This window comes from Mycobacterium sp. P4_H6 (assembly GCF_056400845.1).
On the sequence record NZ_JBFUKN010000041.1, the window covers coordinates 1 to 12,123 of the forward strand.

At 66.5% G+C, this 12,123-nt stretch carries 13 protein-coding genes; 3 read left to right on the forward strand and 10 right to left on the reverse strand.

Going from position 1 to position 12,123, the window contains the following annotated elements:
* Positions 1–480: HNH endonuclease signature motif containing protein (locus AC1DTF_RS17820; protein ID WP_477475019.1), on the forward strand; the 480-nt coding region annotated here is incomplete at its 5' end.
* Here AC1DTF_RS17820 and AC1DTF_RS17825 read toward each other — a convergent pair.
* From AC1DTF_RS17825 to AC1DTF_RS17850, 6 genes are all read right to left on the reverse strand, one after another.
* Positions 477–2,006, reverse strand: a complete 1,530-nt coding sequence (locus tag AC1DTF_RS17825) for a tripartite tricarboxylate transporter permease (protein WP_477475020.1) — start codon at positions 2,004–2,006, stop codon at positions 477–479. The two genes, AC1DTF_RS17820 and AC1DTF_RS17825, sit on opposite strands and share 4 nt — an antisense overlap.
* A 16-nt stretch (positions 2,007–2,022) precedes the next feature.
* Positions 2,023–2,574, reverse strand: coding sequence for a tripartite tricarboxylate transporter TctB family protein (locus AC1DTF_RS17830; RefSeq protein WP_082614324.1), 552 nt, complete (start codon positions 2,572–2,574; stop codon positions 2,023–2,025).
* Positions 2,574–3,587, reverse strand: a complete 1,014-nt coding sequence (locus AC1DTF_RS17835) for a tripartite tricarboxylate transporter substrate binding protein (RefSeq protein ID WP_477475021.1) — start codon at positions 3,585–3,587, stop codon at positions 2,574–2,576. The genes AC1DTF_RS17830 and AC1DTF_RS17835 overlap by 1 nt, the downstream gene beginning before the upstream one ends.
* Before the next feature lie 135 nt (positions 3,588–3,722).
* A complete protein-coding gene (locus tag AC1DTF_RS17840) occupies positions 3,723–4,745 on the reverse strand; it encodes a tripartite tricarboxylate transporter substrate binding protein (protein ID WP_477475022.1) in 1,023 nt (340 codons plus the stop codon).
* Positions 4,746–4,858: 113 nt separating this feature from the next.
* Positions 4,859–6,556 carry an acyl-CoA dehydrogenase gene (locus AC1DTF_RS17845; RefSeq protein ID WP_477475023.1) on the reverse strand — a complete coding sequence of 566 codons (1,698 nt, stop codon included), beginning with the start codon at positions 6,554–6,556 and terminating at the stop codon, positions 4,859–4,861.
* Positions 6,557–6,565: 9 nt separating this feature from the next.
* The gene (locus AC1DTF_RS17850) at positions 6,566–7,438 is read right to left on the reverse strand and encodes a sigma-70 family RNA polymerase sigma factor (RefSeq protein WP_477475024.1); all 873 of its coding nucleotides are present in this window, start codon (positions 7,436–7,438) and stop codon (positions 6,566–6,568) included.
* A gap of 80 nt (positions 7,439–7,518) precedes the next feature.
* On the opposite strand from AC1DTF_RS17850, the gene AC1DTF_RS17855 reads away from it, so the two are divergent.
* Positions 7,519–7,902, forward strand: a complete 384-nt coding sequence (locus AC1DTF_RS17855) for a DoxX family protein (protein WP_477475025.1) — start codon at positions 7,519–7,521, stop codon at positions 7,900–7,902.
* Here AC1DTF_RS17855 and AC1DTF_RS17860 read toward each other — a convergent pair.
* The 4 genes from AC1DTF_RS17860 to AC1DTF_RS17875 all read right to left on the reverse strand — a co-directional run bounded on the left by AC1DTF_RS17860 (position 7,899) and on the right by AC1DTF_RS17875 (position 11,789).
* A complete protein-coding gene (locus tag AC1DTF_RS17860; RefSeq protein WP_477475026.1) occupies positions 7,899–9,137 on the reverse strand; it encodes a fatty acid desaturase family protein in 1,239 nt (412 codons plus the stop codon). The two genes, AC1DTF_RS17855 and AC1DTF_RS17860, sit on opposite strands and share 4 nt — an antisense overlap.
* Positions 9,138–9,147: 10 nt before the next feature.
* Positions 9,148–10,281: a ferredoxin reductase gene (locus AC1DTF_RS17865; protein ID WP_477475027.1), complete on the reverse strand. Its 1,134-nt coding sequence runs from the start codon at positions 10,279–10,281 to the stop codon at positions 9,148–9,150.
* A gap of 93 nt (positions 10,282–10,374) precedes the next feature.
* Positions 10,375–11,151, reverse strand: a complete 777-nt coding sequence (locus tag AC1DTF_RS17870; RefSeq protein WP_477475028.1) for an SDR family oxidoreductase — start codon at positions 11,149–11,151, stop codon at positions 10,375–10,377.
* Positions 11,148–11,789 carry a TetR/AcrR family transcriptional regulator gene (locus tag AC1DTF_RS17875; RefSeq protein ID WP_057169066.1) on the reverse strand — a complete coding sequence of 214 codons (642 nt, stop codon included), beginning with the start codon at positions 11,787–11,789 and terminating at the stop codon, positions 11,148–11,150. Before AC1DTF_RS17875 ends, AC1DTF_RS17870 begins: the two co-directional genes overlap by 4 nt.
* A gap of 141 nt (positions 11,790–11,930) precedes the next feature.
* Between AC1DTF_RS17875 and AC1DTF_RS17880 the strand changes: the two genes are divergently transcribed.
* The gene (locus AC1DTF_RS17880; RefSeq protein ID WP_200962227.1) at positions 11,931–12,044 is read left to right on the forward strand and encodes a hypothetical protein; all 114 of its coding nucleotides are present in this window, start codon (positions 11,931–11,933) and stop codon (positions 12,042–12,044) included.
* Positions 12,045–12,123: the final 79 nt, after the last annotated feature.

The following is a 12,123-nucleotide window of genomic DNA, read 5'->3' on the forward strand; positions in this document are numbered from 1 at the left end:
GCGCTGACAGCAGACGACCGGCGATATCTGCTCTGTGATGCGACGTGTGAGGTGTGGTTCGAACGCCACGGCCGACCCATCGGGGTGGGCCGGTCCACCCGCACCATCAGCCGCCGGCTACGCCGCGCCCTGGAGCACCGCGACCAGACCTGCGTCGTCCCCGGCTGCGGCGCCACCCGAGGTCTGCACGCCCATCACCTGGTGCACTGGGAAAACGGCGGCCCGACCGAGCTGTCCAACCTGGTCCTGCTGTGCCCGTTCCACCACCGCATGCACCACAAAGGCGGCATCACCCTCACCGGATCCGCAGAACAACTCACCGTCACCGACAGTGACGGCGAGCCACTCACCAACCGATCACTGGCCCGACCACCCACCAAGGCCCCGCCCGACGTCCCGCCATGTCCCGGACCACTCGGGGAACGCGCGCAATGGTGGTGGTACACCCCCTACGAACCACCACCACCGACAACCAACTAGCGCACAACGGTTTCGGCGTCATCCACCTTGGCGGGCGCAGAGGCCGCGGCACGCCGGTGGCGCACGTACTGGATCACCGGGAGCAGCACCAGCAGCAGGAAGACCGCCAGGATGCCACCCGAGATCGGTCGGGTGATGAATCCGGTCGGGTCGCCGTCGAAGATCAGCAGGGAGCGCCGGGTACTGGCCTCGATGATGGTGCCCAGCACGAACGCCAGCACCATGGGGCCGGGATCGAAACCGGCCTTCTTCATCAGGTAGCCGACGATGCCGAAGGCCAGCATCACGAAGATGTCGAAGGTCGAGTTGTTGATCGTGTAGACACCCAGGATGGTGATGAGCGCGGTGATCGGCGCCAGGATCGCCGGGCGCACCCGCAGGATCCGGACGAACAGGCCCACCAACGGAATCGACAGGATCAGCAGCAGGATGTTGCCGATGTACATCGAGTTGATGACACCCCAGAACACGTCGGGATGCTCGTCGACGAGTTGCGGTCCCGGCGAGATACCCAGGATCAGCAGCGCGCCGAACAGCATCGCCATCGACGCGTTGGCGGGCAGGCCGATGGTGAGCAGCGGGATGAACGACGAGGTGGCGGCCGCGTTGTTGGCGGTTTCCGGTGCGGCGACGCCCTCGATGGCCCCGCGGCCGAACCGCTCGGGGGTCTTGGAGCGTCGTTTCTCGGTGGCGTAGGCCACGATCGACGACAGTGTGGCACCGCCGCCGGGCAGCACACCCAGGACGAAACCGATGATCGAACCGCGTCCGATCGCGCCCGAGGACTGCCGCAGGTCCTTGCGCGACGGCCACACATTGCCGACCTTGGCCGGCACGTGCGTCTTACCGTGGCGCTGCTCCAGGTTGTAGAGGATCTCCCCGACGCCGAACAGGCCCATCGCGACGACCACGAAATCGATACCGTCGGCCAGTTGCAGGCTGTCGAAGGTGAAGCGGGAGGCACCGCTGAAACTGTCGCGGCCCACCGTCGCGAGCAGCAGGCCCACCGCCCCGGCGATCAGCGCCTTGAGCTTGTTGCCGCTGCCGATGGTGGCGACCAGGAGCACGCCGAGCAGCGCCAGGGCCGCGTACTCGGGCGGGCCGAAGTCGAGGGCGATCTCGGCCACCACGGGGGCCAGCAGCGTCAGCCCGATGATCGAGATCGTCGCGCCGACAAAGGATCCGATGGCCGCGATACCCAACGCGGTGCCGGCCTTGCCCTGTTTGGCGAGCGCGAATCCGTCGAACACGGTGACCACTGAGGACGCTTCGCCGGGGAGCCGCAGCAGCACCGAGGTGATGGTGCCGCCGTATTGGGCGCCGTAGTAGATGCCGGCCAGCATGATGATCGCAGCCACCGGGTCGATGGTGTAGGTGATCGGCAGCAGAATCGCGATGGTGGCGGCGGGGCCGAGGCCGGGCAGCACACCGATGATCATGCCGATGAGCACGCCCATCAGGCAGTACAGCAGGTTCTGCGGTTCGGCCACCAGGGCGAAACCGTCGAGGAATGCGTTGAAGTCCATGGCTTTTCGGCTTCGCTCAGAAGGAAATCAGGTGCGGGAGCGGAATCCGCAGCCCGTAGATGAACAGGACATAGAACACCGCCGTGGTGGCAACGCTGATCACCGCGGTGCTGCGCCAGCTTTCACCGCCCAGGAAACGCAGCCAGATCACACACAGCACCACCGCGGGGATCTCGAAGCCCGTCAACGGCATCAGCAGACCGAAGGCGGCGAAGGTGACGGCGCCGATGGCCACCAGAAGACTGCTGCGGGTGAACTTCTCGGCATCATCGAGGCGGCGCCCGACCACCAGCAACAGCACCGACAGTCCCGCGATCAGCACGCTGACCACGAACGGCCACAGCCCGGGGCCGGGCTCGCGCAGCGACCCCAGCCCGTAGCCGTACGCCAGTACGGCGCCGGCCACGCCGACCACCAGACCGGTCAGTGCACCCGCGATCTGGTAGCCGGGTCCACCCGCGGGCGGCCGTTCTTCCTGCAGCTCGTGCGCAACCTCAGCCTCGATCTCGGCGAGGAGGTCGTGTGCGTGCGGTGTGTGCGGCGTCTGCGGCTCACCCACGGCGGTCATCAGCCCGCGTCCCGCAGATTGATGTCGTACTGCTGGACCAACTCGGCGTAGCGCTGCTTGTCCTCGTTGAGCTGGGTCAGCACGTCTTCACCGGGCAGCTCCATCGGCGTGAGACTGTTCTGCTCGTTGAACTTCTTGTAGTCCTCGGTGGCGAACGTCGCCTTCAGACCCTCCACGAGCTTGTCCTTGGCCTCCTGCGGGGTGCCCTTGGGGACCGTCATGAACCGGTACTGCGTCACCTCGACGTCCAGGCCCTGTTCCTTCGCGGTCGGCACCTCGGGGAGGTAACTGATCCGGTCGGGGCCGAACACCGCCAGCGGCACCAGTTTCCCGGACTGGATGTTCTCGATCGCCTCGCCCACCTGGATGGAGGCGACCTCGACCTGGTTGCCCAGCACCGCGGCCAGCGCCGGCGCTCCACCGTCGAACGGGACGGCCGCCGACGGCACATCGCTGCTCTTGAACAGCAGCGCGGCCGACAGCTGGGCGCCGGTGCCCACGCCGGTGGTGCCGTACCGGACCGTGCGGTTGGCGTTCTGCATGTCCTGGATCGTCTTGAATCCGCTGGCGGGGCTGGTGACCAGGACGTAGTCGTCGCGGGAGATCCCGTAGACGACGTCGAAGTCGTCGATATTGGTGACTTCGTCGGGACTCACCGCGAGCGGGGTGATGGTGTACAGCGACGCATTCTGGATCGCGATCTTCGAGCCATCCGCGGGTGCGTTCGCCACCTCTGCCGCGGCCAGCGCACCGTTGGCGCCTTCGCGGTTGATGACCGGGAACGAGGCGCCGAGGTCATCGCTGAGACCCTTCGACACCGCCCGGCTGATGAGGTCGCTGGAACCACCGGCGGAGGCGCCGACGTACATCTCGACGGTGCCGGACGGCCAGCCGTCACCGGATCCACTTCCGGTACTGGTCTGCACTCCGCCGCAGGCGGTGAGCAGCAGGCCAGTGGCGGCTGCGGCGGCCAGCACGGCTCGGGGGCGTAGGCGGGCGGCTTCGATCGCCATCGGGCACCTCCTGTTGTTCAGGTCTCAGTCCGTCACAGGTGTGGCGGCCGTCACCTAAACTTAGGAAGCTCCGCGATACCTGTCCAAGGCATAATTGGTATCGCTTCATGCCGATAGTGAATCGACGGTGCTACCTCACGGAGCCGGTTTCGGCCCGAGGTCGTGCAGATCGATGCCGTTCTGCTGGACCAATTCGGCGTAGCGCTGCTTGTCCTCGTTGAGCTGCGCGAGCACCTCGTCGCCGGGGATCTCCATCGGGGTGAAGCTGTTCTCTTCGTTGAACTTCCGGTAGGCCTCGGTGTCGAACGTCGCCTTGAGACCGTCGACCAGCGCATTCCGGACGAACTTCGGCGTTCCTTTGGGCACCGTCATGAACCGGTACTGCGTCACCTCGGCGTCCACACCTTGTTCCTGGGCGGTGGGCACATCGGGCAGGTAGCTGTTGCGGTCCGGGCCGAAAACGGCCAGCGGCACCAGCTTCCCGGACCGGATGTTCTCGATCGCCTCGCCGACGTGGATGACGGCGATGTCGACCTCACCGGCGACCACCGCGGCCAACGCCGGCGCTCCGCTGTCGAACGGCACCGGCTCCGCCGGCACCTCGGCGTTCTTGAACAGCAGCACGGCCGACAGTTGGGCGCCGGTGCCGACACCCGTGGTGCCGTATTTGATGGCCTGGTTCACGCGCGGAATGTCCTGAATCGAGCGGAATCCACTGGCGGGGTTGGCCACCACGACGTAATGGTCCCGGGAGATCCCGTAGACCACGTCGAAGTTCTCGATGTCGGCGGCCTCATCGGGGGCCACCGCGAGCGGGGTGATGGCGTACAGCGACGCATTCTGGATGGAGATCACGGACCCGTCGGCCGGGGCAGCGGCGACCTCCGCCGCGGCGATGGCGCCGTTACCGCCCTCCCGGTTGACGATCCGGAACGGAGCCGCGCCGTCACCGGCGAGGCCGTCGGCGACCGCCCGGCTGATCAGATCACTGGATCCGCCGACGGCGTAGCCGACATACATGTCGACGGCGCCTGACGGCCAGCTGCCAGCGGCGTCGTCGGCGTTCACGGACTCGTTCCCGCCGCTGCACGCCGCGAGCACGACGGCCGCGAGCGCCAGCGCGGCCGCTGGACGGAATCGGGCGCGTTTGAACGCCATGGACACTCCCCTGATTGTCGAAATCCCCCGGCCACTGCCGCTGTGTTGACGGTGACGGTGACGTCAGAAAGATTACATGCCGCGCAGTTACCGCAGGGAAGAACGGGGCGATCTCAGAACCAGTTGTCCTGCATCTCCAGCGTGGTGCGGTCCAGATTTTCCAGCAAATCCAGCTGAGCCGCGGTCTTGGGCAGTTCGTAGCGGAAGAAGAACCGGGCCGCCTGGCGCTTGCCCTGGTAGAAGTCGCCGTCCTGTCCGCCGGCGGCCAGGTACTGCTCCAGCCAGATCCAGGCGATGACGATATGCCCGAAGGCCTCCAGGTAGATCGCACTGTTGGCCATCGCGGCCTGGATGTCGCCCGAGGCGAACATGCCTGCGGTCACCGTCACCAGACGTTGCCAGGAGGCGTCCAGTTGCGCGGCCAGCGGATCGTCGCCGGCCGCGGCGATGGTCGCGGAGATCCGCTCGGACAGCGCCGCCAGGCTGGCACCGTCGTTCTGGGTCACCTTGCGGCCCAACAGGTCCAGGCTCTGGATCCCGTGGGTGCCCTCGTGGATCGGGTTGAGCCGGTTGTCCCGGTAATGCTGCTCGACGTCGTACTCGCGGGTGTAGCCGTAGCCGCCGAGCACCTGGATTGCCAGGCTGTTGGCCTCCAGGCACCACTGCGACGGCCAGCTCTTGGCGATCGGCGTCAGGATGTCCAGCAGCGCGGTGTTCTCTTCGTCGGCCAGCCGCGCGCAGTACAGCGCCAGGCCGAGTGCACCCTCGACATAAGCCTTCTGCGCCAACAACATCCGCTTGACATCGGCGTGCTCGATGATCGGGACCTGCGGGCTGGCCGGATCCTTGATCAGCCTGCCCTGCGGCCGTTCCCGGGCGTACTCCAGGGATTTGAGGTAACCGGTGTAGCCGAGCGAGACGGCACCCATCCCGACGCCGAGCCGGGCCTCGTTCATCATGTGGAACATGTAGGCCAGACCGCGGTGCGGCTCCCCGACCAGATGGCCGACCGCACCGTCGAAGTTGAGCACGGTGTTGGTGATACCGCGTTGGCCCATCTTGTGATTGAGCCCGGAGATCGCGACACCGTTGCGGGTGCCGTCGGGCAGGAACTTCGGCACGATGAACAGCGAGATGCCCTTGGTGCCCGCCGGCCCGCCCGGGATCTTGGCCAGCACCAGGTTGATGATGTTCTCCGAAAGCTCGTGCTCGGCACCGGAAATCCACATTTTGGTGCCGGACAGCCGGTAGCTGCCGTCGTCCTGGGGTTCGGCGCGGGTGGTGATATCGGCCAGTGAGGAGCCGGCCTGGGTTTCCGAGAGCGCCATGGTCCCGGTGTACCGGCCCGCCAGCATCGGCTCGACGAAGGTCTCGATCTGTTCGGGGCTGCCGAACTTGGCGATCAGGTTCGCGTTGGCGATGGTCAGCATCAGGTACCCGGAGGTGCTGGTGTTGGCCGCCGAGATCCATGCGAAGCCCGCCTGCGCGACGGTCGCCGGCAGTTGGGCCCCACCGAGCTCGGCGTCGAAGCTCATACCCATCAGGTCGGCCTTGGCGAAGGCCTCGATGGCCGCCTTCACCTCGGGGATGACGGTGACCGTGGTGCCGTCGAACTGGGGTTCGTGGGCGTCGCTGAGTTTGTTGTGCGGGGCGAAATAGCGTTCCGCCAACTGCTCGCACAGATCCAGCACGCCGTCGAAGGTTTCCCGGGAGTGCTCGGCGAACCGCGGCCGCTCCGTCAACTCCTCCACCCGCAGCCATTCGTACAGCAGGAAGTCCAGGTCACGGCGGGACAAGATGGTCGACTTCATGCCGCCAGGTTAGTCCTCGGGTTCCGGGGCGGGCAGCGACATCTTGGCCAGTCGGGCGGGGTCGATGATCGACACGATCCCGACCAGGCGGCCGCCGTCGACCGTGCAGGCCATCACGCTCAGCGGCCGCCCGGACCGGCCCCACGCCAGGATGCCGGGTTCGCCGTTGACCGACACCCGCCGCGCCAGGACCTGGGAGCCCTGACCGCGGCGCACCGCATCGATGACGGCCGCGGCCCCGGTCCCGCTGATCACGCCGGCGACGGTGTGACGCTGCCAGTGCACCTCGGGATCGAGCACGCGCAGCAGCGTCTCGAAGTCACCGTCGCGGGCGGCGGCCAGGAACGCGTCGACGACGGCGCGCTGTTCCTCTTTGCGGCGATGCTCCCCGGTGGGCGCCGGCACGTCCTGCACCTTGCGGCGGGCCCGGCTGGCCGCCATCTTGGCCGCATCGGCCGACTTGTCGAGGATCTGCCCGATCTCGGCGAACGGGACCGCGAACATGTCGTGCAGTACGAACGCGAGGCGTTCATCGGGGCGCAGCGATCCCAGCACCACCAGCATCGCCAAGCCGACCGAGTCCGCGAGCACCGCGGCGTCCTCCGGGGTGTCGGCATCCTCGGTCACGACGAGCTCGGCAATGGGCACTTCGGGACGGCTGCTGCGCGACCGCAACATGTCGACACAGATGCGGCCGACGACGGTCGTCAGCCAGCCCGCGATGTTGTCGATCGCACTCACGTCCTGACGGGACAGCCGCAGCCATGCCTCCTGCACGGCGTCCTCGGCCTCCGATCGCGACCCCAGCACGCGGTGGGCGACCGCGAGCAGCCGCGGACGCTGCGCCTGGAAGTGCTGCGCCAGTTGTGTCTCGGCCGTCATCGGTTACCTCTCGTCGCGTGGATCCGTCACAGAGATGACGAGTCGGCGCCCACCGACGTAACCACGAGATGAGGAATTTCATGAACGCAACACTGTGGACCGTCACGATCATCGCCGCGCTCGCCTACAGCGCCGGCGGTGCGAGCCTGCTGCTGATGTCGCGGCAGCGCTACCGTGCCCTGGCCGCCAGCCAGCAGTGGGTCGACGATTTCGGCGACGGACACCTCACCGCAATCGCGGCGATCAAGCTGATCGGCGCGGCCGGCGTGGTGCTGCCCGCGGCGACCGGAATCGCGCCGGTGCTCACCCCGATCGCGGCCTGCGGGCTGGCGCTGTTCATGGCAGGCGCGGCCACCACCCGGTTCCGGCGCAGCGAGTGGCCCGCCATGTTCGGCGACACCGTCTTTCTCCTGGTGTTCGTTTTCCTGGCGTGGGGCTGGTTCAGCGTGCTGGCCAACGGCTAGGCGACGGCGATCTCCCCGGACTTGAGCTCGCGGATCGCGGTGCGTAGCCCGCGACGCTTACCGGTGCTCGGGTCCACGCCGAAGGTATCGCGCACGCCGCCGCGGATCCGGAACTTGAGTTCCGAGTTGGTCTCCGGCGCGTCATCGGCGGTCGCCTTGAGGAACCGGTTCGGCAGCGCCAACTTGGCGATCGTCCACCACGACTGGCTGTATTGCCGCACAAGCGAACCCGTTGTGTACGGCAGATCGTACTTTTCGCACAGCGCCTGTACGCGCTGGGCGATCTCGGCGTACCGGTTGCTCGGCAGGTCGGGGAACAGGTGGTGCTCGATCTGGTAGCAGAGGTTGCCGCTCATGAAAGCCATGATCGGGCCGGCATGGAAGTTGGCCGATCCGAGCATCTGCCGCAGGTACCACTCGGCGTGGGTCTCCTGCTCGAACTCCTCCTTGGTGAATTTCTCTGCGCCGTCGGGGAAGTGGCCGCAGAAGATGACCATGTAGGACCAGTAGTTACGAATGAGATTGGCCACCGCGTTGGCGCCCAGGGTGTGCTTCCAGTTCCGTCCGGCCAGGGCCGGAAAGACGATGTAGTCCTTGCCGACCTGCTTGCCGACCTTCTTGCCGATGATGCGCAGGTCCTTGCGCATCTCGCCCATGGTCTTCTCACCCTTGCGCCACTTGGTCGTCTCGACACCGTGCAGGGCGACGCCCCACTCGAAAAGGGTGCCCAGCAGGAAGTTGTAGACCGGGTTGCCGATCATCCACTTCTCCCAGCGTTGATCGCGGGTCAGACGCATGATGCCGTAACCGATATCGTCATCGAGGCCGACGACGTTGGTGTACTTGTGGTGAATGTAGTTGTGCGACTTCTTCCAGTGCACTGTCGGTGACGTGGTGTCCCACTCCCATTCCGTGGAGTGGATCTCCGGATCGTTCATCCAGTCCCACTGACCGTGGGTGATGTTGTGCCCGAGTTCCATGTTCTCGATGATCTTGGCCGCGGCGAGCATGCCCGTTCCCGCCACCCAGGCGAACTTGTTGCGGCTCTTGAACAGTGCGATACGCCCGCCCACGGCCAGTCCGCGCTGCAGCTGGATGGCCCTGCGGATGTAGCGCGCGTCGCGTTCGCCACGGGATTCCTCGATGTCGGTCCGGATCGCGTCCAGCTCGCGTTCGAGTTCGGCGACGTCCTCGGGCGTCAGGTGTGCGTATTCCTTGATATCGGTGATGGCCATGCTGAGCCTCCTAGACGTTGATGGTGCAGTTGCCGGACACTGCCGAGATACAGGTCTGAATGCGGTCGCCCTCGCCGTGCTCGGTTCCGGACCGGAAGTCCCGGACGTGGCCGGATTCCAAGGGCAACACGCAGGTTTGGCAGATACCCATCCGGCAGCCGAACGGCATCTGGATACCCACCTTCTCGCCGGCTTCCAGCAGCGAGGTGGCACCGTCGACTTCGACGGTCTTGTCCGACAGGGCGAACGTCACGGTGCCACCCTCACCGCCCTTGTCGGTTCGGGCGATGACGAAGCGCTCCATGTGCAGTTGGTCCTCGGGCACGCCGGCCTCGGTCCACACCTTTTCGATCGTGTCGAGCATCGCGGGCGGGCCGCACGCCCAGGTGGGCCGTTCCTTCCAGTCCGGGACGATGTGTTCGAGGTCGCCGAAATCGAGGTGTCCCGCCTCGTCGGTCAGCTGCAGGTGCAGCCGATAATCCGTCCRGCCGTCGTGCAACTCCTGCAACTCGTCGTGAAAGATCACGTCGCCCGCGGACGGGGCGGAGTGCACGTGCACGATGTCGGCGGACTGGCCGCGCGCCGCGATCGACCGCAACATCGCCATCACGGGCGTGATACCGCTGCCCGCGGTGACGAACAGCGCTTTGGCCGGTGGCGGGTCGGGCATCGCGAAGTCGCCCTTCGGCGCCGCCAGGCGAACGATCGTTCCGGACTCCACGCCGTTCACCAGGTGCGTCGACAGGAAACCCTCCGGCGTGGCCTTGACGGTGATCGAGATGAGCTTGTTGTCACGCTTGGGGACCGAGGTCAGCGAGTAGGACCGCCAGTGCCACCGGCCGTTGATCCGCAGACCGATCCCGACGTACTGGCCGGGCTGGTAATCGGCCGCGAATCCCCACCCCGGCTTGATGATCACCGTGGCGGAGTCCTCGGTTTCCCTGCGCACATCCACCACCTCGCCGCGCAGTTCGCGGGCGGTCCACAGCGGGTTGAGCATCTTCAGGTAGTCGTCGGGCAGCAGCGGGGTCGTCATGCGCGCTGCCAGGCCACGGATCATGTTGATCTTCGGCGTGGTGGCGGTGGCCACGTCGCGCGCGGGCGCTTCACTCCATCGGGTCAGTCCACGCAGATTCAGCACCATGGCACGCCCCTTGGGACAGTCTTCGGTGAACACATGTACACCGGACTACCCGCCTGCGACGCGGTTCACACATCGCGGTGAAAACTGCCCGCCTCAGCGGATGGTGCTGAGCCCGCCGTCCACCGGAATGATGGTCCCGGTGATGTAGCTGCTGGCCCGGCTGGCCAGGAACACGGCGATGCCGGCCATGTCATCGGGCTGACCCACCCGCTTCAACGGCAGCGCCGCGCCGACGGCCTCTTCCCCGGCGGACATCAGCACCTTGGTCATCTTCGACGGGAAGAGCCCGGGCGCGATCGCGTTGACCAGGATCTTGGGCGCCAGCTCCCCGGACAGGTGCCGGGTCAGCATGTGCACGGCGGCCTTGCTGGCGCTGTAGGAGAAGTTGTCGCGGCCGATCTCCGGCACGAAGAACCCGTCGATGCTGCCGGTGTTGATCACCCGCGCCGGGTCCTCCTCGGTGGCGGCGGCCTCCAGCAGCGGCACCAGCGCCCGGGTCAGCAGGAAGACGCCCTTGACGTTGACGTCGAAGACCTTGTCGAAGCCTGATTCCGGGAACTCGCCGAACGGCGCGCCCCAGGCCGCGCCGGCGTTGTTGAACAGCACGTGGACGGCGTCCTCACGGGCCGCCACGGCGTCGGCGAGGGTCTGCACACCCTCGGCGGTGCCCAGGTCGGCGGGGATCCCCTCGACGGCGCCCAGCGGTGACAGCTCGGCGACCACCGATTCCAGTTCGGCTTCCTTGCGGGCCGCCAGGTAGACCTTGGCCGCGCCCGCCTGCAGCAGGCCGCGGGCGATCATCACGCCGATACCGCGGCCGCCACCGGTGACCACGGCGACCTTGCCGTCGAGGGAAAACAGGCCGGTCATTTCTGGGCACCGCCCAGGGGCTGTTCGTTGCGGATCGTCTCGTCGCGGATCAGCCCCCGCAGCAGCGCGGTGCTGAACTCCACCGCGATCTCCTGGGCGGTGCGGCGGCCGTGCGGGCGCAGCCAGCGGTAGGCGCCGAGCGTCATGCCGATGTAGCCGAGCGCCAATACATGCGAGTCGCAGTCGTAGAACTCGCCGCTGGCGATGCCGCGGTCGATGACATCGCGGACATGCTCGTAGACGGTGGACTCGGCCTTGCGGATGTAGGCGACCTGCTCCTCGGTGAACCACTCCGAGATATAGGGGCCCTCCTGGAAGTAGACGGCGGCGGCCTCCAGATCGTTGGCGATGCCGGTGAGCAGCCGCCGGGTGAAGTGGTAGATCGTCTCCCGGGCCGTGGCAGTGGGATCATCGTGCAGGGCGTCGACGGTGAAGTCGGCGGTGCGTTTGTAGATGTCCCAGAGGATCAGCGACTTGCTGGCGTAGTAGTGGTAGACAGTGGCCTTGTTGAGGCCGACCGCGTCGGCCACATCGTCCATCCGGGTGCCGTGGTACCCACGGGCGGCGAACAGCTTGGCGGCGACCGCCAGCAACTCGTCGCGGCGGGACGATCCGTTGGGTGCCGACTCGGTGGACATGACTACTCACTATCTGCAGACCGGGGTGACCCGGGATTACCAATCAACTGGTTGGCCAGTCTAGGCATTAAGACGGTTACGGTGTCCCGACATGTGCGGTTAGGTCTAAACTCCTGAGAAAGCGGCCGTGCCTGGGAGGTACTGATGGATCCGAATCCTGATTACGACATCAGCGATGAAGGCGAGTTCTTCTTCAGCTGGCTGGCTTGGGGTCTTCGCGGCGTCTACCCGCCCCCGGCCTACCCGCCGGTCTAGACCGTCCGACACAGAAGCACCCGCACGCCTTGGCGTGACGGGTGCTTTTCTGCATTCGGGGCCATCTCGTTTTCGACGC

Excerpts from the sequence above, each read along its gene's own strand:
- AC1DTF_RS17860 (WP_477475026.1), bottom strand. The coding sequence starts at position 9,137 with ATGGCCATCACCGATATCAAGGAATACGCACACCTGACGCCCGAGGAC.
- AC1DTF_RS17845 (WP_477475023.1), bottom strand. The coding sequence starts at position 6,556 with ATGAAGTCGACCATCTTGTCCCGCCGTGACCTGGACTTCCTGCTGTAC.
- AC1DTF_RS17855 (WP_477475025.1), top strand. The coding sequence starts at position 7,519 with ATGAACGCAACACTGTGGACCGTCACGATCATCGCCGCGCTCGCCTAC.
- AC1DTF_RS17825 (WP_477475020.1), bottom strand. The coding sequence starts at position 2,006 with ATGGACTTCAACGCATTCCTCGACGGTTTCGCCCTGGTGGCCGAACCG.
- AC1DTF_RS17850 (WP_477475024.1), bottom strand. The coding sequence starts at position 7,438 with ATGACGGCCGAGACACAACTGGCGCAGCACTTCCAGGCGCAGCGTCCG.
- AC1DTF_RS17870 (WP_477475028.1), bottom strand. The coding sequence starts at position 11,151 with ATGACCGGCCTGTTTTCCCTCGACGGCAAGGTCGCCGTGGTCACCGGT.
- AC1DTF_RS17840 (WP_477475022.1), bottom strand. The coding sequence starts at position 4,745 with ATGGCGTTCAAACGCGCCCGATTCCGTCCAGCGGCCGCGCTGGCGCTC.
- AC1DTF_RS17830 (WP_082614324.1), bottom strand. The coding sequence starts at position 2,574 with ATGACCGCCGTGGGTGAGCCGCAGACGCCGCACACACCGCACGCACAC.
- AC1DTF_RS17875 (WP_057169066.1), bottom strand. The coding sequence starts at position 11,789 with ATGTCCACCGAGTCGGCACCCAACGGATCGTCCCGCCGCGACGAGTTG.
- AC1DTF_RS17835 (WP_477475021.1), bottom strand. The coding sequence starts at position 3,587 with ATGGCGATCGAAGCCGCCCGCCTACGCCCCCGAGCCGTGCTGGCCGCC.